Source organism: Microbacterium sp. MEC084, from assembly GCF_004514465.2.
Taxonomy (GTDB): domain Bacteria; phylum Actinomycetota; class Actinomycetes; order Actinomycetales; family Microbacteriaceae; genus Microbacterium.
This window is the reverse complement of the sequence record NZ_MYFP02000014.1, coordinates 38,739-61,051: the sequence shown is the minus strand read 5'-3', so window position 1 is coordinate 61,051 and position 22,313 is coordinate 38,739. Positions and strand designations below refer to the sequence as shown.

Genomic DNA, 22,313 nt, shown 5'->3' with positions numbered 1-22,313 from the left:
GGGCGGCCACCGGAGGGTGCGGAGGAGGCGTGGCGGGTCGCGTGCGAGCAGCTCGCCGGCGTGGCGGGCGAGTACACCGTGGAGGACCTGGGCTCGGCGGCGCGGGCGGTGCGGGATCAGCTCGACGTAGAGGGGGCGGAGGCCCGGTACCTGGCGCGGCATGAGAAGCGGAGCCTGCGGATGTGGCGGGACGCCGACGGCGGTCTGCACGCGCACATCGACTTCGACGACGACGGCGCCGCGTTGGTCACGGCGGTGAGGGACGCGGCGATGCGGCCCCGCCGCGGCGGGCCGCGGTTCGTGGACTCCGAAGAGGCCGCGAAGGCGCAGGCACTGGCGGACGACCCGCGCTCGAACGAACAGCTCCAGTACGACCTCTTCCTCGACATCATCCGCGCCGGCGCGGTCGCCGACGCCGAGACCGTGTTCGGGACGCGCCAGCCCGGGGTGCGGCTCGTGACGGTGGTCGAGGACGGTCGCGTCTCCAGCGGACACACCGAGGACGGCGGGCACCCCCTGCCCGCCCCCGCGATCGAGCAGGCCATCTGCAACACCGGGTACACCCCCGTGACCGTCGACGCGTGCGGGAACCCGCTCGACGTCGGCCGGGAACAGCGGCTGTTCACCCCGAAACAGCGCATCGCCCTCGCCGTCCGCGACGGCGGATGCATGTGGCACGGCTGCGGCATGCCCGCCTCCTACTGCGAAGCCCACCACATCGACGAATGGTCCGCCCACAAGGGGCGCACCGACATCGACCGGGGAATCCTGCTCTGCCGGTTCCATCACATGAACCTGCACCACCACGGACACCGGATCACCCGAGAGCGGGGCGGGCCGTTCGTCCTGCACCCGCCCGGCGAGGAACCGGTTCCCCTCCATTCCAGATCACCGCTGCGGTGGCTCTGGGATCCGCCACCGCGCGCCGCCTGACGCAGGGCGGGCCGTCAGTCGGCGGGGCGGCGCTCGGCGCGCTCGTCGGCGGCGGTCGCAGGGTCGTCGAGCTCCGCGGTGCGCTTCTGCCAGGGCCAGCGGCCCGAGATCTCGAGCTCGAGGGACCAGCTGAGGAACGTCCGGATCACGACGATGATCGCGAGCACGGCGATGTTGTCGAGCGTCGGCTCGAGCGCGACCGTGCGGATGATGTCCGCGGCCACGAGCAGCTCCAGACCCAGCAGGATGGAGCGGCCGAGGAACTGTCGGTACCGGTCGTAGACATCCGGCTCGCGACGGAACAGGCGCCGCGTCGCGGACGCCGTCGCGGCCAGCGCGCCGAGCACGATCGCGACCACGCCCGCGGCATCCACCGCCTTGCCGACGGTCTCGATGATCTCCTGGAAGTCCATGGTGTCGCCTCCTCGTCGCGCCCAGCGTAGGAGCGACGCGGCGCCCTCGCGCGGGCCTCGACCGAGGGGCGGGTCGTGGAGTAAGGGGACCGTCGGCTTCGGGCCCAGGGCCGCGTGATAAAGTCGCCCTTTGGAAGCGTGTCCGAGCGGCCGAAGGAGCATGGCTGGAATCCATGTAGGCGGGGTAACTCGTCTCGCAGGTTCAAATCCTGTCGCTTCCGCTCCGAAGCCCCGCACCGAACTCGGTGCGGGGCTTCTTCGTTTCCGGGAGCCGCGGGGAGGCTTGGGCGCGTTTCGACTCCGCTCGCTGGCGCTCGCTCCGCTCAACGACCGGGGGCGGGGTGGCGCTCGCTCCGCTCAACGACCGGGGCGGGGTGGCGCTCGCTCCGCTCGACGACAGCGGAGCGTCAGTGGCCCTGGACGCGGGGGCGCACGAGCAGCGAGCGCGGCATGAGCGAGGCCCGCAGCCGCTCGCGGCCGGCGGGCAGGAGCGCGGCGCGCGTCTGCGAGAGGGCGCGGGCCAGGCCCGGCGCCGGCGGGGCGACGTCCCGCGCGAAGCTCGCGCGCTCGATGCCGGCCACCAGCGGCGCCAGCGCCGAGGCCGGCACCCCGTGCTTGGTTGACAGCAGGTCCGCGAACGCGCGCGGCGAGTCGCTCTCGTCGACCGCGATGCCCGCGTCGATCGCGACATCCTGCAGCTCGCGCCAGGCCGCCACAGCGTCACCGCGGCGCGCGGCCGCGAGGCGCACGCTCCACCGCACGGCCCGCACCACGGCCGGCACGGCCAGCAGCACGAGCAGCCCCAGCGCGACGCCGAGACCGCGCACCAGCGCCCACACGTCGAAGCCCGTCGCCTGCGTTCCCCCGCCCTCGATGTCGCCGCGGTCCACGTCGCGCGACACCGACGGCGTGGGCGTCGGCGCCGACGGATCGGTCGGGGCCGCCGACGGGCCCGCGCTCGGCGCCGCCTCCGAGCGCAGCAGCGTCGGAGTGCCGAGCGTCGCGGTCGGCTCGAACGGCACCCATCCGATGCCGTCCAGGTACGCCTCCGGCCACGCGTGCAGCTGCGAGCCCAGCACGGAGTACACGGTCTGGCCGTCCATCTGCTGGTCCGTCGCGACGCCCGGCAGGAAGCCCACCACGACCCGCGCCGGGATGCCGAGCGAGCGCGCCATCACCGCGAACGTCGACGCGAAGTGCACACAGTAGCCGCTGCGGACGTCCAGGAACCCCTGGATCGCGTCCATCCCTGAGCCGTCGAAGCCCTCCTCGACCGGCGCCTCGAGCGAGTACCGGAACTCGCCGCCCCGGAACCAGGCCTGCATCGCGACCAGCGCGTCGTAGGCGCTGCCCGAGCCGGCGGTCACCTCGCGCGCGATCGGCGCGACCAGCTCGGCGGCGCCATCCGGCAGCAGGAGCGACTCCTGCGCCATCCCGTCGTCCAGCGCGTGCCAGAACGCGCCGCCGCCCGTCGCGGGCACGGCCGCCTGCGCCTGCTCGCGGGTCGGCTGCGGCACCTGCGTGCGCACGACGTACGACTGCCCGAGCGACGTCGTCGAGTCGCTGCGGACCGTGCGGTTGAACGGGTTCGCCGACCACGCCCCCACCGCGCCCCTGACCTCCACCGCCGGATACGGCACGGGCAGGTACTCGCTCGTCAGGCGCGTGATCTCGATCGTCGTTGTGGCCTCGACCGCCTCCGCAGTCGAGTCCACCGGGCCGAACGACAGCTCGTTGCGGCCCGCGCCGTCCGGCTGCCACGTCCGGCCGTTGAACGCCGTCAGCGTCGCCACCCGCAGATAGGGAGCGCCGCCGGTGGCGTCGGTGCTCAGCCGCAGCACCTCGACGTCCGCGGGGCGGCGCAGGTCGTCGCCCAGGTCGAGCGATGCCGAGATCGTCGCGGTGCGGCCCACGCCGCCGCCGATGGGGGTGCCCAGCGGCACGGACGGTGCGACGATCACGGCCGCGACGAGCGAGCCGACGCCCAGCACGGCCGCCCACATCGAGGCCACCGGGCCCGCCTCCATGCCGGGCCGCCGCGCGCGCAGCTCGGCGCGGGCGAGCCACAGGATCGCCGCCGTCAGGATGACCGCCGCGACCAGGTCGGGATCGCCCGGCACGGCCAACTGCGGGATCACGAACACCGTGATCAGCACGATCGCCGCCAGCAGCGGCAGGCGCGTGGCGCGCACGATGTGCCCCACGAAGAATGCGAGCAGGCCGCCCGCCGCGATCAGCACCCAGCTGAGCGCCCGGCTCGGCGCCATGGGCGCGACGCCCTCGACGATCTCGACGCTGACGTCGGCGAACAGGCGCGGCAGGTCGCGCACCAGGTCGACCGTCGGGATCACCCCCAGCATCGCATCGTCGTGGCCCAGGGCGAACGTCGCCCCGAGCACCCAGGCCAGCAGCTCCGCGATCGCGGCCAGCATCCGCGGCACGCCGGCACGCCGCAGCAGCCAGCCCGTGAGCAGCACCACCGCGATCAGCAGGACCGCGCCCGCCAGCCAGGTGGGCACGAGCAGCCGCCCGATGGGAAGCATGGCCGCGATCGTGCCGACGCCCGCGCCGAGCGTCATCGACAGGTCGCCGCGCAGCCCCCGCGCCGGCGGCGCCGGATCGGCCGGGTGCGTCCACGGGCCGTGCCCGGCGGGCGGGGGAGCGGTGCGGTGCGGGGCCTCAGCGACGGCCATGGCCGCCCCCCGATCCGGAGTCCGGGCGGAGGTCGAACGCGTCCGCCGCGAACGCGCGGGACCCGAACGCGGGTGTGTCGTCGTCGGGCCGCGTGGCCGCGAGCCATCCCGCCTCGATGTCGGTCCCGAGCCGCGCGGCGTGCCAGCCCTGCCGGGCCGCCCGCTCGAGAGCGTCGCCCCGCGGGTCGACGCTCAGCAGCACCGCGCGCGAGGCCTGCGTCGCGACCGGCGCGAGCCCGGCGACGTCCTCGCCCGTGAGGCGGCCCGTCACGAGGATCACGGGCGCCGACGCCCAGTTGCCGATGCCGGTCGGCAGGCGGTCGAGCGTGTCCTCGCCGCGCGGGCCCACCGAGGCGAACGTGACGAGCAGCTCGCGCCGGTCGTCCTGCGTCTCGACGAGCGAGATGGGCGCGCCGTCGCTGTCCATCACCTCGACGGCATACCCGTCGCGCACCAGGCTCCACGTCGCCGACACCACGAGCGTCACGGCCGCCTCGAATCCCTCGTCGTCGCCGCGCGCAGCATCCGGGCTCCATCGGCGCGCGCCCCGGTCGAACACCACGATCGCGCGCGGGGTCGTCTCGCGCTCCTCCTCGCGCACCATGAACGAGCCGTGGTGCGCCGACGCGCGCCAGTGGATGCGCCGCATCGAGTCGCCAGGGGCGTACGGCCGCGGGATGAGGTTGTCGGCCCCCTGCCCGTGCCGGTCGGTGGTCGCCTGCGCGCCGCCGGTCGCGCCCGGTGCGCCGGGCAGCGCGCGCAGCGGCACCACCGCGGGCACGATCGTCACGGGCGTCCGTCCGCCCGCGCTCGCACGTCGCCGGGCGAGCCCGAACGGGTCGATCGCCGCGGTCTCGAGCGGGCCGATCGCGTGCCGGCCCCGCTTCATGCCCATCACGGCATAGGACACCGGCAGAACGCCGCGCCCGCCGGGCGGCAGATCGCCGATCGGGCCGTTCGGCTCGTCCTCCGTCACGACCGCGCGCAGGGCCGGCGGCAGCGCGTCGTGCCAGCGCCCGCCCGGCACGGGCCGCGCCGACAGCACGAGCATCGCGCGCACCTGCGAGATGCCGCCGACGCTCGCGACGTCCGTCGACAGCGTGCGCTCCACATCCGTCACCCGGCCCGCGAGGCGCAGCGTCACGAACGCCGCGGTCGTAAGCAGCAGCAGCGTCAGGCCGAACACCACCAGCTCGATCCGCCCCAGCGTGTTGGCCGCGACCAGCAGCCCGACGCCCAGGAGCACGGCGGCCAGCCCGCGGGCGGTCAGCGGCGCGCGGCTCAGCGCGCGGACGCCCGGTGCGGGTGCGCCCGCGCGGGGCGCGGCGCCGCCCCGCGCGCGCGAGGACGACCGGCCGGACATCGCGTCACCGCACGGCCAGAGGCACGCGCACCGATCCCGCGATCCGCTCCAGGATCTGCGGCACCGGGTCGCTCGCGCGGTGTACGCCGGCGGCGCTCCGCGTGGGGATGAGGCGATGCGCGAGCACCGGCTCGAGCAGCGCCGTGACGTCGTCGGGGATCACGAAATCGCGCCCGTCGAGCGCGGCCCACACCTTCGCGGCCCGCACCAGCTGCAGCGTGGCACGCGGGCTCGCACCCAGGCGCAGGTCGGGGTGCACGCGCGTCGCCTGCGCGAGCGCCACGGCGTACTCCTCCATCACGGGCGCGACGTGCACCGCGCGCGCGAAGCGGATCAGCTCGCTGACCTCCTCGACCGTGACCACCGGCCGCACCGCCGCGAGCGGGTTCTCGGTGTCGCGCTGGCGCAGCATGAGCGCCTCGGCCGCCGCGTCGGGGTAGCCCATCGAGATGCGCAGGATGAACCGGTCGCGCTGCGCCTCGGGCAGGGGATAGGTGCCCTCCATCTCGAGCGGATTCTGGGTCGCGACCACGAGGAACGGATCCGGCAGTCGGTGCGACGTGCCGTCGACCGTGACCTGACGCTCCTCCATCGCCTCCAGCAGCGCCGACTGCGTCTTGGGGGAGGAGCGGTTGATCTCGTCCGCGATCACGATGTTCGCGAACACCGCGCCCGGCGTGAACGAGAACTCCCGCGACGCCGGGTTGAACACCGACACGCCCGTCACGTCGCTCGGGAGCAGATCGGGAGTGAACTGGATGCGCCGCACCCGCGCCTGGATCGACGCCGCCAGCGCCCGCGCCAGCACGGTCTTGCCGACGCCCGGCACGTCCTCGATCAGCAGGTGCCCCTCGGCCAGCAGCGCCACGAGCGCGCTGCGCACCGCCTGCGGCTTCCCGTCGATCACCGAGGACACGGATCGGATGATCCCGTCCGTCGCGTGCTGGAACCGCTCGGGGGACATGGGCTCGGTCACCGGCGACTCCTCGGTTCGGGGATTCAGTTAGACTGGGGCCAGCTCTCCGCGTGGCGACATCCAGGCCAACTCCCCCAGGACGGAAACGTAGCAAGGGTAACCGGGCTCTGTCGGGTACGCGGAGAGTCTTTTCTTTTTAGAAGCGGTCTCACGTGTTCGGGCGCCCGCTTCGCGGGGCCCTCCACGAGAGAGCCCGTCGCTCCGCTCCGGGCGGCAGCGCTTCGCGCTGCGTTTGGCCGCATCCGCGGCACGCTCGCTTCGCTCGCACGACTGTCGAAGTGGATGGTCGGTGCTCGCTGCTCGGTGCTCGGTGCTCGGTGCTCGGGGGTGGGGCCGGTGGCGGTTTGGGGGTTTCGACTCCCTCGCTGGCGCTCGGTCGCTCAACCAGCACAGGGGGAGCTGGCGCTCGGTCGCTCAACCAGCACGGGGGAGCTGGCCCTGTGAGGGATGAGCCGGCCGGAACAGCGCCGGTCGTTGAGCGGAGCGAGCGCCAGCGAGCGGAGACGAAACGTCATCCAGCCGTCCTCGGAGCGAAGGGCGCGCATAGGCTGGGCGCGTGGCGAGGAGCATCTACATCACCTCCGCGGAGGGGCACTCCGGCAAGTCCACCGTGGCGCTGGGCGTGCTCGACGCGCTCAGCCGGGCGACGCCGAGGGTGGGGGTGTTCCGGCCCATCGCGCGGTCGACCGCCGAGCGCGACTACGTCCTCGAGATGCTGCTCGGTCACGACGGCGTCGACCTCGACTACGACGAGTGCGTGGGCGTCACGTACGACGACGTGCGCGCCGATCCGGATGCCGCGCTCGCCACGATCGTCGGGCGGTTCAAGGCCGTCGAGGCGCAGTGCGACGCGGTCGTGGTCGTCGGCACCGACTACACCGACGTCGGCAGCCCCGCCGAGCTCGCCTACAACGCCCGCGTCGCCGCAAACCTCGGCACGCCGGTCCTGCTCGTGCTGGGCGGCCGCGCGCACCAGGGGCAGGCCGAGCAGCTCGGCACCACGACTCCGCGCACGCCCGAGGAGATGGCGCAGATCGCGCGCCTGGCGATCCCCGAGCTGCGGCGCGGTCGCGCCGAGCTCGCCGCCACGGTGGTCAACCGCGCCGACCCCGAGCACCTCGACGAGATCGTCGCCCAGGTGGCGCAGGCCGTGGGCGCCGGGCCGGTCTGGGCCCTGCCCGAGGACCGCCTGCTCGTGGCGCCCTCCATGGCGGACATCCTGCGCGCGGTCGACGGCACCCTGCTGAAGGGGGACGACCAGCTGCTCACGCGCGAGGCGCTGGGCGTCGTGATCGCCGGCATGTCGATGGTCAACGTGCTGCCGCGCCTCGCCGAGAGCGCGGTCGTCGTCATCCCCGCCGACCGCACCGAGGTGCTGGTCGCGGCGCTGCTCGCGAACCAGTCGGGCACGTTCCCGTCGCTGGCGGGCATCATCCTGAACGGGCCGTTCCCGATCCCGGACGACGTGCTGCGCCTGATCGACGGCCTCGGATCCACCCTGCCGATCGTGACCACCGACCTCGGCACGTACGACACCGCGGTGCGCGTGATGTCGACGCGCGGGCGCGCGACCGGATCCGGCCGGCGCTACGACACGGCCCTCGCGCTGTTCGAGAAGCACGTCGACATCGCCGAGCTCACGCGCGTGCTGGGCGTCGCCCGTGCGACCGTCGTGACGCCCCTGATGTTCGAGTACGGCCTGCTCGAGCGCGCCCGCGCCGACCGCCGCCACATCGTGCTGCCGGAGGGCGGCGACGACCGCGTGCTGCGCGCGGCCGCGTCGCTGCTCAAGCGCGAGGTGGCCGAGCTGACCATCCTCGGCGACCCCGGCGCGATCGCCGTCCGCGCGACCGAGCTGGGCCTCGACCTGGGCGACGCGCACCTGGTCAGCCCGTTCGACCCGGAACTCGTCGAGCGCTTCGCCACCGAGTACGCGCGGCTGCGCGCGCACAAGGGCGTCACGTACGAGAAGGCCGCCGACACCGTCACGGACGTGTCGTACTTCGGCACCATGATGGTGCACCTGGGCCTCGCCGACGGCATGGTGTCGGGCGCCGCGCACACGACCGCGCACACCATCCGCCCGGCGTTCGAGATCATCAAGACGAAGCCGGGGGTGTCGGTCGTCTCGAGCGTGTTCCTGATGGCGCTCGCCGACCGCGTGCTGGTCTACGGCGACTGCGCCGTGATCCCCGACCCGACGTCCGAGCAGCTCGCCGACATCGCGATCTCGTCGGCCGCCACGGCCGCGCAGTTCGGGATCGAGCCGCGCATCGCGATGCTGTCTTACTCGACCGGCGAGTCCGGATCGGGCGCGGACGTCGACAAGGTGCGCCTCGCGACCCAGCTGGCCCGCGAGCGCGCGCCCGAGCTGCCGATCGAGGGCCCCATCCAGTACGACGCCGCCGCCGACGCGGCGGTCGCGAAGGCCAAGCTGCCGCAGTCCGCGGTCGCCGGGCGGGCCACGGTGTTCGTGTTCCCCGACCTCAACACCGGAAACAACACGTACAAGGCCGTGCAGCGCTCGGCGGGCGCCGTCGCGATCGGGCCCGTGCTGCAGGGCCTCAACAAGCCGATCAACGACCTGTCGCGCGGCGCGCTCGTGCAGGACATCGTCAACACGGTCGCGATCACCGCGATCCAGGCGCAGGGGAGCGCTTCGTGACGTTTCGACTCCGTTCGCTGGCGCTCACTCCGCTCAACGACCACAGAGTGGTGGTTGAGCGAGCGAAGCGAGTCGAAACCCATCGAGCCCACCGTGGCGGGAGGAGCCGCGCATGAGCATCGTGCTGGTCGTCAACAGCGGGTCGTCGTCGTTCAAGTACCAGCTGCTCGACATGGCGCGGGAGCAGGTGCTCGCCTCCGGGCTCGTGGAGCGGATCGGCGAGGCCACCGGCGTCGCGACGCACACGGTGCGCTTCCACGCCGAGCCGGGGGAGCCCGCCCCCGCGGTGCTCGACGCGACGCACCGGATCGAGCGACCCATCCCGGATCACACGGCGGGCTTCGCGGCGATGCTCGACGCGTTCGCGCAGCACGGCCCGTCGCTCGACGAGCACCCGCCAGTCGCGGTCGGGCACCGCGTGGTGCATGGCGGCGCGCGGTTCTTCGAGGCGACCCTGATCACCGACCTGGTCGAGATCAACATCGACGACCTCTCCGTGCTCGCGCCGCTGCACAACCCGGGCGCGCTGCAGGGCATCCGCGCCGCGCGCGCGGCGTTCGCCGGCATCCCGCACGTCGCGGTGTTCGACACCGCGTTCCACCAGACGCTGCCGCCCGCGGCCTACACCTACGCGATCGACCGCGAGGTCGCCGCGAAGCACCGGATCCGCCGGTACGGCTTCCACGGCACCAGCCACCAGTACGTCAGCGCCAAGGCCGCCGAGTTCCTCGGACGCGACCTCGCGAGCCTGAAGCAGATCGTCTTCCACCTCGGCAACGGCGCCTCCGTCACGGCGGTCGATGGCGGCCGGTCGGTCGAGACCTCCATGGGCCTGACCCCTCTCGAGGGGCTCGTGATGGGCACCCGCTCGGGCGACCTCGACCCGGCCGTGCTGCTGCACCTGGCGCGGCGCGCGTCGATGTCGACCGACGACCTGGACCGCCTCCTCAACAAGCGCAGCGGCATCCTGGGGCTCGCCGGCGTGACCGACATGCGGGATCTCGCCGCCCGCCGCGCCGAGGGCGACGAGGCCGCGCAGCTCGCGTTCGACGTGTACATCCACCGTCTCCGGGCGTACGCGGGCGCCTACATCGCGCAGCTCGGCGGGGTCGACGTGATCTCGTTCACCGCCGGCGTCGGGGAGAACGACGCGGCCATCCGGGCCGCGGCCCTCGAGACGCTGGGCTTCCTGGGGCTGGAGATCGACCCCGAGCGCAACCAGGCGCGCGAGCGCGGCCCGCGCGTCATCTCGACCGACGACTCCGCCGTGACCGTGCTGGTGGTCGCCACGGACGAGGAGCTCGAGATCGCGCGCCAGACCCTGGCGGCCGTCTGACCCTGCCGTCGGCCCGGTGCGTGGGACTACGCTGGGCGGCGTGAGCAGCCTGCCCGACCTGACCGCCTACGACGCCGTGCTGTTCGACCTCGACGGCGTCATCACGCCGACCGCCGAGGTGCACATGCACGCCTGGCGCGCGATGTTCGAGCAGCTGTTCGCGGACTGGGACATCACGCCGCCGTACACCGACACCGACTACTTCGACCATCTCGACGGCAAGAAGCGGTACGACGGCGTCGCGTCCATCCTGCGCAGCCGCGATGTCGAGGTGCCGTGGGGCGACCCCTCCGACCCGCCGGAGGCCGACACCGTGTGCGGCATCGGCAACCGCAAGAACATCGTGTTCTCGCGCGTGCTGCGCGAGGAGGGCATACAGCCGTACCCCGGCACCATGCGCCTGCTCGACATCCTCGACGCGGCCGGCGTCCCGTCCGCCGTCGTGTCCAGCTCGAAGAACGCCGAGGACGTGCTCGCGGCCGCGGGCATCCGCGACCGCTTCCCGGTCGTGATGGACGGCGTCGTCGCCGAGCGCGAGCACCTTCCGTCCAAGCCCGCGCCCGACGTCTTCCTCCGTGCCGCGGAGATGGCCGGCGTCGACCCGGCGCGCACCGCCGCGGTCGAGGACGCCATCTCGGGCGTGCAGTCCGCCGTCGCCGGCGGGTTCGGGCTGGTCGTCGGCGTCGACCGCGGGGCGGGCGCGCACGCGCTCGAGAACGCCGGCGCGCACGTGATCGTCGCCGACCTCGCCGAGTTCGCCGACGCGCACGACGCGACCTCCCGCTGACACCCGAGAAGCGCTGCGCCGCGGAATACCGCCCGACTCTGTGGCGGTTCCCGGCGATCCCGTGCGATCCTGTTCCGTCCCCGTTTCCCGCTTTCCTCACATCCCGACCCCACACGGAGCCCGAATGATCGACCGCGACCGCTTTCCCGTCGACCCCTGGCGCCTGATCGAGACGCGCTACTCGGGCGACGACGCGGGCGTGACCGAGACCATCTTCTCGGTCGGCAACGGCTACCTCGGCCTGCGCGGAAACCACCCCGAGGGCCGCCACGCGCACGAGCACGGCACCTTCATCAACGGCTTCCACGAGACCTGGCCCATCCGTCACGCCGAGCAGGCCTACGGCTTCGCCGAGGTCGGCCAGACCATCATCAACGCGCCCGACGCCAAGGTCATGCGCGTGTACGTCGACGACGAGCCGCTGTCGCTCGACATCGCCGAGATGCGCGAGTACGAGCGCGTGCTCGACATGCGCGAGGGCGTGTACCGCCGACGGCTGCTGTGGCGCACGCCGTCGGGCAAGGACGTGCTGATCGAGGACGACCGCGTCGTCTCGTTCGAGGAGCGCCACGTCGCCGTCATGCGGATGACCGTCACGGTGCTCGACACGGACGCCCCCGTGACCATCAGCTCGCAGATCGTCAACCGCCAGGACGGCGAGAACGTCTACGGCGGCACGCCGTCGATGCGGGCCGCGAAAGCCGCCGGCCGCGGCGCGACGTTCGACCCGCGCAAGAGCGAGAAGATCGGCGAGCGGGTGCTGCAGCCGCAGGAGTACTGGACGGACGAGCTGCGCTCGGCGCTGTCGTACCGCGTCACCGAGTCGGGCATGACGATCGCGGTCGCGGCCGACCACTCGATCGACACCGCCAACGAGTACGACATGCGGCACCTGGTCGAGCCCGACATCGCCAAGCACGTGTTCCGCGTGCGCGCCAAGGCGGGCGTGCCGATCACGATCACCAAGGTCGTCAGCTACCACACGTCGCGCGGCGTGCCCCCGCGCGAGCTCGTCGAGCGCTGCCGCCGCACGCTCGACCGGATCGCCGTGTCGGGCGCCGAGGACGTCTACCGTCGCCAGCGCGCCTGGATGGACGCGTTCTGGTCCACGTCGGATGTCCGGATCGCCGCGCAGGACAGCCTGCAGCAGGCGACCCGGTGGTGCCTGTTCCAGCTCGCGCAGGCCGCGGCCCGCGCGGACGGCTTCGGCGTCCCCGCCAAGGGCGTCACGGGCTCGGGCTACTCGGGCCACTACTTCTGGGACACCGAGATCTACGTGCTGCCGTTCCTGGCGTACACGAACCCGCTCTGGGCGCGGAACGCCATGCGGATGCGCACCATGATGCTGCCCGCCGCGCGCCGCCGCGCCGCGCAGCTGAACGAGGCCGGGGCGCTGTTCCCGTGGCGCACGATCAACGGCGAGGAGGCGTCCGCCTACTACGCCGCCGGCACGGCGCAGTACCACATCAACGCGGACGTCGCGTATGCGCTCGTCAAATACGTGCGCGCCACGGGCGACCACGACTTCATGGAGCGCGAGGGCGCCGACGTGCTCGTCGAGACCGCGCGCCTGTGGGCCACGCTCGGGTTCTGGCGCTCGCACGAGGGCGTCGAGTCGTTCCACATCCACGGCGTGACCGGCCCGGACGAGTACACGACCGTCGTCAACGACAACCTCTTCACGAACGTGATGGCGCGGTTCAACCTGCGCGCCGCCGCGCGCGTGGTGCGCGAGATGGCCGAGACCAACCCGGGCGCGTTCCGCCTGCTGTCCGACCGCGTCGCGCTGGACGCCAGCGAGCCCGAGGCGTGGGAGCGCGCGGCCGACGCCATGCACATCCCCTACAGCGAGAACTTCGGCATCCACCCGCAGGACTCGCTGTTCCTCGAGCGCGAGGTCTGGGACCTGGAGCACACGCCGGCCGAGCAGCGGCCGCTGCTGCTGCACTTCCACCCGCTCGTGATCTACCGCTTCCAGGTGCTCAAGCAGGCGGACGTCGTGCTCGCGCTGTTCCTGCAGGGCAACCACTTCTCGCCCGAGGAGAAGCGCGCCGACTTCGACTACTACGACCCGCTGACCACGGGCGACTCGACCCTGTCGGCGGTCGTGCAGTCGATCCTCGCGGCCGAGGTCGGGTACCAGGACCTCGCGCACGAGTACTTCGAGGAGGCGATCTTCGTCGACCTCGGCGACCTGCATCACAACGCGGCCGACGGCGTGCACGTCGCGTCGGCGGGCGGAGTGTGGACCGCGCTCGTCAGCGGCTTCGGCGGCATGCGCGACCACCTGGGCGAGCTGTCGTTCGACCCGCGCCTGCCCGAGGAGTGGCCCGAGCTGGCCTACACGCTGCAGTGGCAGGGCGCCGTCGCCGACGTCGTGCTGCGCCGCGAGGAGATGACCGTCACGGTGCGCTCGGGCGATCCGGTGCGGTTCACGGTGCGCGGACACGCGTACGTCGCGTCGGTGGACCAGCCGGCCGTCGTGCCGCTGGCCGACCAGGGCCCCGTGCTGCCGGGCCGCCCGACGCTCAAGCCGTTCAGCGAGATGCGCCGCGAGGACGGCACCGCGATGGAGCCGACCGTGCCGATCACGGCGTCCGTGCCGGTCACCACGTCGGCGATCCCGATCGTCGGCGAGACCGTCGGATCGCGCGGTGAGTGACGTCCTGATCTCCGCCGCGGAGCTCGCCGAGCGGCTCGGCGAGGTCACGCTGCTGGACGTGCGCTGGACCCTCGCGGATCCGGATGCGGGCCGCCCCGCGTACCTGGCCGGGCACATCCCGGGCGCGGTGTTCGTCGACCTGCACCACGAGCTGGCGGATCCGTCGCAGCCCGCGACCGAGGGACGCCACCCGCTGCCGCCCGTCGAGCGGCTGCAGGAGTCCGCGCGGGCCTGGGGCGTCCGCACCGGCCGGCCCGTGGTGGTCTACGACGACAGCTCCGGGATGGCCGCCGCGCGCGCGTGGTGGCTGCTGCGGCACGCGGGCGTCTCCGACGTGCGCGTGCTCGACGGCGCCCTGTCGGCCTGGACCACGGCGGGGCATCCGCTCGAGGCGGGGGAGGTGCGCGCCGAGCCCGGCGACATCGAGCTGGCGTACGGTGCGCTGCCGGTGCTGACGGCCGACCAGGCCGCGGCGTTCCCGCGCGTCGGCACGCTGCTCGACGCCCGCGCGCCGGAGCGCTACCGCGGCGAGGCGGAGCCGATCGATCCCCGCGCCGGGCACATCCCCGGCGCCGTGTCGGCGCCCACCACGGGCAACATCGACGCGTCGGGCGGGTTCCTCGAGCCGGGCTCCATCCGGGCCCGCTTCCAGGAGCTCGGCGTCGACCTGTCCGCGCCGATCGGCGTGTACTGCGGCTCGGGCGTCACGGCCGCGCACACCCTGCTCGCGCTCGCCGCGGCGGGCGTGCCCGGCGCCCTGTACCCGGGGTCGTGGAGCCAGTGGTCGAACCAGGACCGTCCCGTCGCCACGGGCGACCAGCCGTAGCCTCCCACCCTGGGGAGGCCCCGGCTCGGATGTCCCACCCCTCCCGTAGGCTGTTCGCGTGACCACCGCCCTGTATCGCCGCTACCGGCCCGAGACCTTCGGGGAGATGATCGGGCAGTCGCAGGTCACCGAGCCGCTGATGACCGCACTGCGCAGCGACCGGATCGGGCACGCCTACCTGTTCTCGGGTCCCCGCGGCTGCGGCAAGACCACGTCGGCGCGCATCCTGGCGCGCTGCCTCAACTGCGCCGAGGGCCCGACCGACACCCCGTGCGGCACGTGCGACAGCTGCGTCGAGCTGTCCCGCGCGGGCGGCGGATCGCTCGACGTCGTCGAGATCGACGCCGCGAGCCACAACGGCGTCGACGACGCGCGCGACCTGCGCGAGCGCGCCGTGTTCGCCCCGGCCCGCGACCGGTTCAAGATCTTCATCCTCGACGAGGCGCACATGGTGACGCCGCAGGGCTTCAACGCGCTGCTGAAGCTCGTCGAGGAGCCCCCGGCGCACGTCAAGTTCATCTTCGCGACGACCGAGCCCGACAAGGTCATCGGCACCATCCGGTCGCGCACGCACCACTACCCGTTCCGCCTGGTGCCCCCGGCGGCGATGCTCGACTACGTCCAGTCGCTGTGCGACCAGGAGGGCGTGAAGGTCGACACCGGCGTGCTGCCCCTCGTGGTGCGCGCGGGCGGCGGATCGCCCCGCGACACGCTCTCCATCCTGGACCAGCTGATCGCGGGCTCCGAGGGCGGCCAGGTCGGCTACGAGCGCGCCGTCGCGCTGCTCGGCTACACGCACGGCGAGCTGCTCGACGGCGTGGTGGACGCGTTCGCCGCGGGCGACGCCGCGGCCGCGTTCGGCGCCGTGGACCGCGTCGTGCAGACGGGGCAGGATCCGCGCCGCTTCGTGGACGACCTGCTCGAGCGCCTGCGCGACCTGATCGTGATCGCCGCGACCGGCGCCGGCGCCTCCGCCGTGCTGCGCGGCATCCCCGCCGACGAGCTCGAGCGGATGACCGGTCAGGCGCAGCGCCTCGGCGCCGAGCGCCTGTCGCGCACCGCCGACATCGTGAGCGCCGCGCTCGACGCCATGTCGGGTGCGACCTCGCCCCGCCTGCAGCTCGAGCTCATGATCGCGCGCGTGCTCGCCGGCGCCCTCGCTCCCGCGGCCGCGGCGACGCCCGGCGCGGCCCCGGTTCCTGCCGCCGCTGCTCTGGCGGCTGCCGCTGCCGCGCCCGCCGCTCCGGCGCCCGCCGCGCCGGCGGCTGTCGCTGCCGCCCCTGCGCCCGCCGCTCCCGCGCCCGCGGCTCCTGCTCCGGCCGAGCCCCGGTCGTTGAGCGGAGGGAGCGCAGCGAGCGGAGATGAAACGGGTCGAGCGAGCGCAGCGAGCCCAGACCAGCCCGCCCCTGCAGAGCGCCCGGCTCCCGCGGCCCCGGCCGACGACGTGCCCGCCGCGGGCTGGGCCACCGTCGCGCCGGGCAGCGCCCCCGCCACGGCGCCGGCGTCCGCCGCGCCGGCCGCGGCCGCGCCGGCCCCCGAGCCGCAGCCCCCCGTCCCGTCCGGCCCGCTCACGCTCGAGGGCATCACGGCCGCGTGGGAGCAGGTGCTCGAGCGCCTCCAGGGCATCAGTCGCACCAGCTGGCTCGTCGTGAGCGGCGCGCGCGTCGTGGACGTCCGCCCCGACGACGTGCTCGTGCTCGGCTTCCCGAACGAGGGCGACCTGGGCAAGTTCAAGACCCGGACGCCCCAGGGCGGCGTGAGCGAGGACCTCCGCACCGCGATCCTCGGCGTGCTCGGCGTGCGCGTGAAGTACCTCGCGCACCTCGACGCCGCCGCGCGCGAGCAGGGCGCTCGCGAGCAGAGCGGCGGCGGCGCCCGCCCCGCCGCCGAGCCGGCGCCCGACCCCGACCCGGCCCGGGCCGCACGCCCTGCCGAGCCGGCGCCCGCGCCGTACGACGACCTCCCACCCGAGCCGGACTACCCGTACCCGGACGAGCCAGGCGACCCCTACGCGGGTGAGGACCCCTACGGCCCGCCCGCCGCGCGGCAGCCCGCTCCGCGTCCCGAGCCGGTGCGCCCGGAGCCGGTGCGCCCGGCCGCGGCCCGGCCCGAGCGGGTCAGCCCCGCGCGCGAGCCGGAGCCCGTGCGCACCGCGCCCGCGCCGGCCTCGTACGCCGCTGCGCCCGTGACGGAGTGGGCGGTCGCGCCCATCCCGAACAGCGAGGCCCCGGTGGCGCTCGCGGTGGACGACGATCCCGAGGAGGCGGCCGTGCCGGTCGCCGCGCGCGTGGCGACGCTCGAGCGGGACGGCGACGTCATCCCGACCGAGGTCCCGGTGGACGCGGACGACGAGCCCGAGACCGATGACGAGCCGGAGGCCGCCGCCCCCGCGCCGCCGGTCATCCAGACCCCGAGCGTCGTCGTGCAGCGCCGCGTCATCCAGACCGACGGGGTGCAGCGCTACGGCGAGGCCGTCGTGCGTCAGATCCTCGAGGCGCGGTTCCTGCACGAGGAGCCGTACGAGCCGCCGACCCGCTTCCAGTAGCGGCCCCAGTAAGAGAGCCCCCACATGTACGACGGCATCGTCCAGGAGCTGATCGACGAGCTCGGCCGCCTGCCCGGCATCGGCCCGAAGTCGGCCCAGCGCATCGCGTTCCACATCCTGCAGACCCCCACGTTCGACGTCTCCCGCCTGTCCGAGCTGCTGCGCGAGGTGCGCGAGCGCGTGAAGTTCTGCGAGATCTGCGGCAACGTCTCCGAGCAGGAGACGTGCGCGATCTGCCGCGACCCGCGCCGCAACCCCGCCCTCATCTGCGTGGTCGAGGACGCCAAGGACGTCGCGGCGATCGAGCGCACGCGCGAGTTCCGCGGGCTGTACCACGTGCTCGGCGGAGCGATCAGCCCCATCGCGGGCGTGGGCCCCGACGATCTGCGCATCCAGCAGCTGATGTCGCGCCTGGCCGACGGCACGGTGCAGGAGGTCATCCTCGCCACGAACCCCAACCTCGAGGGCGAGGCGACCGCGACCTACCTCAGCCGGCTGCTCACGACGCTGCAGATCACGGTGTCGCGCCTCGCGTCCGGCCTCCCCGTGGGCGGCGACCTGGAGTACGCCGACGAGGTCACGCTCGGCCGGGCCTTCGAGGGCCGCCGGGCCATCTGACCCTGCCAACCTTCATCCGTTGACGGACAGGTGGTCCGCCGTCCGATCCGGATGTCGGTGGTGCGTGCCAGGATCGTCCCGTGCCATCGTCGACTCACTTCACCCCGAAGGGGTGGGCCCTGTTCGCGCTGCTCGCGCTCGTGTGGGGCATGCCGTACCTCTTCATCGCCGAGGCGGTGGAGACGTTCTCTCCCGCGGCGGTGGTCGGCATCCGCACGTTCGGCGCTGCGCTCCTGCTGCTGCCGTTCGCTCTGAAGCAGGGGGCGCTGAAGCCGGCGCTCAAGCACTGGCCGTGGGTGCTCGCCTTCGGCGCGGTCGAGATGGCCGGCCCGTTCGTGCTCCTGGCGCACGCCGAGCAGACCCTCGCCTCGGGCCTCACCGGCCTGTTCGTCGCGACGGTGCCGCTGTTCGCGACGGCGATCGCCGTGGCGCGCGGCGACCGCGGCGCCCTGCGTCCCTCGCGCGCCATCGGCCTGGCGCTCGGCTTCGCGGGCGTCGCCGTGGTCGCGCTCGGCAGCGGCGCGCTCGACGGCGAGATCAGCCTGCTCGCGATCGGCGAGGTGCTGCTGGTCGCGGTCTGCTACGCGATCGCACCGTTCATCGTCGCCCGTCACCTGCCCGACGTGCCGTCGCTCGGGGTGATCACGCTGTCGATGGCCGCCGTGGGCATCGTCTACCTGCCGATCGGCATCGTGACCACGACCGAGCCGCCCACGACGCGCAGCCTCGCCGGCATGGCGCTCCTGACCGTGCTGTGCACCGCGGTCGCGTTCATCGCATTCTTCGCGCTGATCGCCGAGGTCGGTCCGGTCAAGGCACCGCTCATGACGTACCTGCACCCCGTGGTGGCGATTGTGCTCGGGATGCTCGTGCGCGGCGAGCCGCTCACGCTCGGCCTGATCGTCGGGTTCCCCATCGTCCTCGCGGGCTGCCTGCTCGCGGCCGGCGTCTTCACGCGCGGCCAGAAGCCGAGCGCGGTCGCCCCCGCGGTCGAGGTGCCCGCGGCCGCCGTGCGCTGAGGCCGGGGCCGGTCAGAACCCGCCGCCGCCGTCTCCGCCGAACCCGCCGCCGTCTCCGCCCCAGCCGCCGCCGGACGAGCCGCCGCCGTCCCACCCGCCGGAGCCGGAGCCGTCGCCGAAGAAGCCCGTCCCGCCGACGAAGGCGTCCCACCATCCGATGTTCACGGCCGTGGCGGCCACCACGGCCGTGGTCGCGACCGTCGGATCCATGCCGGCGAGAGCGCGGGAGCGGGCGCGACGCGCGGTAGTGCGCACCGCCATCCGGAGCACCGCCGCGGCCACGAGCAGGACGATCGCCAGCACGAGCAGCCCGCCCACCGCGCCGAGGTCGCCGAGCAGCCCGCCGGTCAGCAGACCGCCCGCCAGCAGGATGCCGCCGGCCCAGCCGAACCCGACCGCCAGCGTGTGCGCGACCCTGACCCCGAGCGGGGCCTGTGCCGCAGAGCTCGTCGTCATCGTCGTCCCCTTCGCGCGAGAGCGGCGTGTGGTCGCAGGATATGCCCGAACTGCGCAATCCATAAGGGCCCGCGCGCGCAGGACGCACGCGCCGTGAGCGAGCGGAAGGGCGGGATGTCACATCGTCGGGGAGCACTCGGGCGCGCTCCTAAGATGTCAGCAGGGCGCCGAACCCGCGGCGTCCGGTCCCCACCCCTCTGGAGCGAGCAGCAGTGGCACTGATCGTGCAGAAGTTCGGCGGCTCGTCGGTCGCCGACGCCGAGAGCATCAAGCGCGTCGCGAAGCGCATCGTCGACACCCGCCGGGCCGGCAACGACGTGGTCGTGGCCGTCAGCGCCATGGGCGACACCACCGACGAGCTGCTCGACCTCGCCTCGCAGGTCGCGCCCCTCCCGGCGCCGCGCGAACTCGACATGCTGCTCTCGAGCGGCGAGCGCATCTCGATGGCGCTGCTCGCCATGGCGATCCACTCGATGGGCTACGAGGCCCGCTCGTTCACGGGCAGCCAGGCCGGCATGATCACGACCGCGGACCACGGCTCGGCGCGCATCGTCGACGTCACCCCGGTCCGCGTGCGCGAGGCGCTCGACGAGGGCGCGATCGTCATCGTGGCCGGCTTCCAGGGCTTCAACCGGGACACCAAGGACATCACCACGCTCGGCCGCGGCGGCTCGGACACCACGGCCGTCGCCCTCGCGGCGGCGCTCGAGGCCGACGTCTGCGAGATCTACAGCGACGTCGACGGCATCTTCACCGCCGACCCGCGCGTCGTGCCGCTCGCGCGCAAGCTCGACCACGTCTCGGCCGAGGAGATGCTCGAGCTCGCCGCCAACGGCGCCAAGGTGCTCTACATCCGCGCCGTCGAGTACGCGCGCCGCCACGGCGTGCTCATCCACGCGCGCTCCACGTTCACGGCGAACGAGGGAACCTACGTCCTGGGGGAGGGCATGGCCCACCCCCGCCACGCGAAGAAGGAGACCGACGTGACCGACGTCACCGGCATGGAGGAGCCCGTCGTCGCGGGCGTCGCGATCGACCAGAGCCAGGCCAAGATCACGGTCGTCGGCGTGCCGGACGTCCCCGGATCGGCCGCCGCGATCTTCGCCCTCGTCGCCAAGACGGGCGCGAACATCGACATGATCGTGCAGAACGTGCAGAGCGCGTCGCCCGGCCGCACCGACATCTCGTTCACGCTGCCGAAGCCCTCGGCCGCCGAGGTGCTCAAGGTGCTCACGGCCGAGAAGGAGACGCTCGGTTACGAGAACGTCGTGCACGACGACCAGATCGGCAAGCTGTCCGTCGTGGGCGCCGGCATGCGCACGCACTCGGGCGTCTCGCTGACGTTGTTCGAGGCGCTCAGCAAGGCCGGCATCAACATCGAGATGATCTCGACCAGCGAGATCCGCATCTCGGTCGTCGTCCGCAACGACGACGTGCACGAGGCCGCCCGCGTCGTCCACTCGGCCTACGGCCTCGACAGCGAGATCGAGGCAACGGTCTACGCCGGCACCGGGCGGTAGTTCTTTCAGAAGCGGTCGCACGCGTGCGGGCGCCCCTTCGGGGGCCCTTCGCGAGCGAGAACGTCGCTTCGCTCCGTTCGGCAGCGCTTCGCGCTGCGTTTGGCCGCATCCGCGGCACGCTCGCTTCGCTCGCACGACGGTCGATGGCCAGGGCTTGCTGCCAGCCGCATCTGCCCGGCGGCTGGGAACGCTTCCTCGCGTTTCGACCCCGGCGCTGGCGCGCCTCCGCTCAACGGGGGTGGATGCCGCTGGGCGGCGGCATCCGGACATCCGACGTGCGGATCCTGCCGCTCCCGAGGCGGGAGGCGTCACAGCGGGCGGGGGCGCAGCCGAGCGCCGGTAGAATCGACCAACCCCACCCGCATCATCAAGGATCCGTCATGACCCGCATCGCAGAATCAGGAATCTCCCTCGCCGTCGTCGGCGCCACCGGACAGGTCGGCACCGTCATGCGCGAGATCCTCGTCGAGCGGGGCTTCCCGATCCGCGAGCTGCGCCTGTTCGCCACCGAGCGCTCGGCCGGCACGACCATCGAGTTCCAGGGCGTCGACGTCGTGGTCGAGGACGTCGCGACCGCCGACCCGTCCGGCATCGACATCGCCCTCTTCTCCGCCGGCGCCACCGGCAGCCGCGCGCACGCGCCCCGCTTCGCCGAGGCCGGCGCGGTCGTGATCGACAACTCCAGCGCGTGGCGCATGGACCCCGAGGTGCCGCTCGTCGTCAGCGAGGTCAACCCTCATGCGATCGCCGAGGCCCAGAAGGGCATCATCGCGAACCCGAACTGCACCACCATGGCCGCCATGCCCGTGCTGAAGGTGCTCGATGCCGAGGCCGGCCTCGAGCGTCTCGTCGTCAGCACCTACCAGGCCGTGTCCGGCTCGGGCCTCGCCGGCGCCAACGAGCTGTACGGCCAGGCCAAGGCCGTGCTCGCGCAGGACGACGTCCTCGGTCTCGTGCACGACGGCTCGGCCGTCGAGTTCCCGGCCCCGGAGAAGTACGTCGCGCCCATCGCGTTCGACGTCGTGCCGTTCGCCGGCAACCTCGTCGAGGACGGCCTCAACGAGACCGACGAGGAGAAGAAGCTCCGCAACGAGAGCCGCAAGATCCTCGAGCTCCCCGAGCTCCGCGTCTCGGGCACGTGCGTCCGCGTCCCCGTCTTCACGGGCCACTCGCTCAGCATCAACGCCGAGTTCGCGCGCGAGATCACGCCCGAGCGCGCCCGCGAGCTGCTCGCCGACGCCCCCGGCGTCGCGCTCGAGGAGGTCCCGACCCCGCTCGAGGCCGCCGGCAAGGACCCGAGCTACGTCGGCCGCATCCGGCCCGACCTGTCGGCGCCGGACGGCAAGGGCCTGGCGCTGTTCGTCTCGAACGACAACCTCCGCAAGGGCGCCGCGCTCAACGCCGTGCAGATCGCCGAGCTCGTCGCGGCCGACCTGCAGGCCCGCGCCGCCGTCTGAGTCTCGGACGCCCCGGCGACCCCGTTCACAGGGCCGCAAGAACC

The 22,313-nt window shown here is 73.4% G+C and carries 16 protein-coding genes, 1 tRNA gene and 1 other RNA gene; 13 read left to right on the top strand and 5 right to left on the bottom strand.

Annotated elements, in window-relative coordinates; genetic code table 11:
* Positions 1 to 933: HNH endonuclease signature motif containing protein (locus B5M43_RS11615; protein WP_230667998.1), on the top strand; the 933-nt coding region annotated here is incomplete at its 5' end.
* A 14-nt stretch (positions 934 to 947) separates the two neighbouring features.
* Here B5M43_RS11615 and B5M43_RS11610 read toward each other — a convergent pair.
* Positions 948 to 1,346 carry a DUF1622 domain-containing protein gene (locus B5M43_RS11610; protein WP_134746253.1) on the bottom strand — a complete coding sequence of 133 codons (399 nt, stop codon included), beginning with the start codon at positions 1,344 to 1,346 and terminating at the stop codon, positions 948 to 950.
* Positions 1,347 to 1,478: 132 nt separating this feature from the next.
* Between B5M43_RS11610 and B5M43_RS11605 the strand changes: the two genes are divergently transcribed.
* Positions 1,479 to 1,567: transfer RNA gene (locus tag B5M43_RS11605), tRNA-Ser, on the top strand.
* 186 nt (positions 1,568 to 1,753) lie between these two features.
* Here B5M43_RS11605 and B5M43_RS11600 read toward each other — a convergent pair.
* Genes B5M43_RS11600 through B5M43_RS11590 form a run of 3 tightly spaced genes read right to left on the bottom strand, consistent with a single transcriptional unit; the run spans position 1,754 to position 6,366 of the window.
* On the bottom strand, positions 1,754 to 4,039 hold the full coding sequence (locus B5M43_RS11600; protein ID WP_134746254.1) for a DUF3488 and transglutaminase-like domain-containing protein: 2,286 nt from the start codon (positions 4,037 to 4,039) through the stop codon (positions 1,754 to 1,756).
* Complete coding sequence (locus B5M43_RS11595) at positions 4,026 to 5,402, bottom strand: DUF58 domain-containing protein (RefSeq protein WP_134746255.1); 1,377 nt, start codon at positions 5,400 to 5,402, stop codon at positions 4,026 to 4,028. Before B5M43_RS11595 ends, B5M43_RS11600 begins: the two co-directional genes overlap by 14 nt.
* Before the next feature lie 4 nt (positions 5,403 to 5,406).
* A complete protein-coding gene (locus B5M43_RS11590) occupies positions 5,407 to 6,366 on the bottom strand; it encodes a MoxR family ATPase (RefSeq protein WP_055993876.1) in 960 nt (319 codons plus the stop codon).
* Positions 6,367 to 6,415: 49 nt separating this feature from the next.
* On the opposite strand from B5M43_RS11590, the gene ffs reads away from it, so the two are divergent.
* The 9 genes from ffs to B5M43_RS11545 all read left to right on the top strand — a co-directional run bounded on the left by ffs (position 6,416) and on the right by B5M43_RS11545 (position 18,836).
* An RNA gene (ffs, locus tag B5M43_RS11585) (signal recognition particle sRNA small type) lies at positions 6,416 to 6,512 on the top strand.
* A gap of 422 nt (positions 6,513 to 6,934) precedes the next feature.
* On the top strand, positions 6,935 to 9,043 hold the full coding sequence (gene pta / locus B5M43_RS11580) for a phosphate acetyltransferase (RefSeq protein WP_134746256.1): 2,109 nt from the start codon (positions 6,935 to 6,937) through the stop codon (positions 9,041 to 9,043).
* Positions 9,044 to 9,155: 112 nt separating this feature from the next.
* Complete coding sequence (locus tag B5M43_RS11575) at positions 9,156 to 10,379, top strand: acetate/propionate family kinase (protein WP_134746257.1); 1,224 nt, start codon at positions 9,156 to 9,158, stop codon at positions 10,377 to 10,379.
* Positions 10,380 to 10,419: 40 nt separating this feature from the next.
* Positions 10,420 to 11,166 (top strand): HAD family phosphatase, encoded by a 747-nt coding sequence (locus B5M43_RS11570; protein WP_134746258.1) that lies wholly within the window; start codon positions 10,420 to 10,422, stop codon positions 11,164 to 11,166.
* Positions 11,167 to 11,290: 124 nt separating this feature from the next.
* Positions 11,291 to 13,828, top strand: a complete 2,538-nt coding sequence (locus tag B5M43_RS11565; protein ID WP_134746259.1) for a glycoside hydrolase family 65 protein — start codon at positions 11,291 to 11,293, stop codon at positions 13,826 to 13,828.
* Complete coding sequence (locus B5M43_RS11560; RefSeq protein ID WP_134746260.1) at positions 13,821 to 14,654, top strand: sulfurtransferase; 834 nt, start codon at positions 13,821 to 13,823, stop codon at positions 14,652 to 14,654. The genes B5M43_RS11565 and B5M43_RS11560 overlap by 8 nt, the downstream gene beginning before the upstream one ends.
* Positions 14,655 to 14,712: 58 nt before the next feature.
* Positions 14,713 to 17,199 (top strand): DNA polymerase III subunit gamma and tau, encoded by a 2,487-nt coding sequence (locus B5M43_RS11555; protein ID WP_134746261.1) that lies wholly within the window; start codon positions 14,713 to 14,715, stop codon positions 17,197 to 17,199.
* 24 nt (positions 17,200 to 17,223) lie between these two features.
* Positions 17,224 to 17,817: a recombination mediator RecR gene (recR, locus tag B5M43_RS11550; RefSeq protein ID WP_055993670.1), complete on the top strand. Its 594-nt coding sequence runs from the start codon at positions 17,224 to 17,226 to the stop codon at positions 17,815 to 17,817.
* Positions 17,818 to 17,897: 80 nt separating this feature from the next.
* Complete coding sequence (locus B5M43_RS11545; protein ID WP_230667996.1) at positions 17,898 to 18,836, top strand: DMT family transporter; 939 nt, start codon at positions 17,898 to 17,900, stop codon at positions 18,834 to 18,836.
* 12 nt (positions 18,837 to 18,848) lie between these two features.
* Here the strand turns inward: B5M43_RS11545 and B5M43_RS11540 are convergent, their stop codons facing one another.
* Positions 18,849 to 19,292 (bottom strand): hypothetical protein, encoded by a 444-nt coding sequence (locus B5M43_RS11540; protein ID WP_205829517.1) that lies wholly within the window; start codon positions 19,290 to 19,292, stop codon positions 18,849 to 18,851.
* A 212-nt stretch (positions 19,293 to 19,504) separates the two neighbouring features.
* On the opposite strand from B5M43_RS11540, the gene B5M43_RS11535 reads away from it, so the two are divergent.
* Both B5M43_RS11535 and B5M43_RS11530 read left to right on the top strand, forming a co-directional pair.
* Positions 19,505 to 20,812 carry an aspartate kinase gene (locus B5M43_RS11535; protein ID WP_055993678.1) on the top strand — a complete coding sequence of 436 codons (1,308 nt, stop codon included), beginning with the start codon at positions 19,505 to 19,507 and terminating at the stop codon, positions 20,810 to 20,812.
* A 380-nt stretch (positions 20,813 to 21,192) separates the two neighbouring features.
* The gene (locus tag B5M43_RS11530) at positions 21,193 to 22,269 is read left to right on the top strand and encodes an aspartate-semialdehyde dehydrogenase (RefSeq protein ID WP_055993684.1); all 1,077 of its coding nucleotides are present in this window, start codon (positions 21,193 to 21,195) and stop codon (positions 22,267 to 22,269) included.
* Positions 22,270 to 22,313 lie beyond the last annotated feature (44 nt).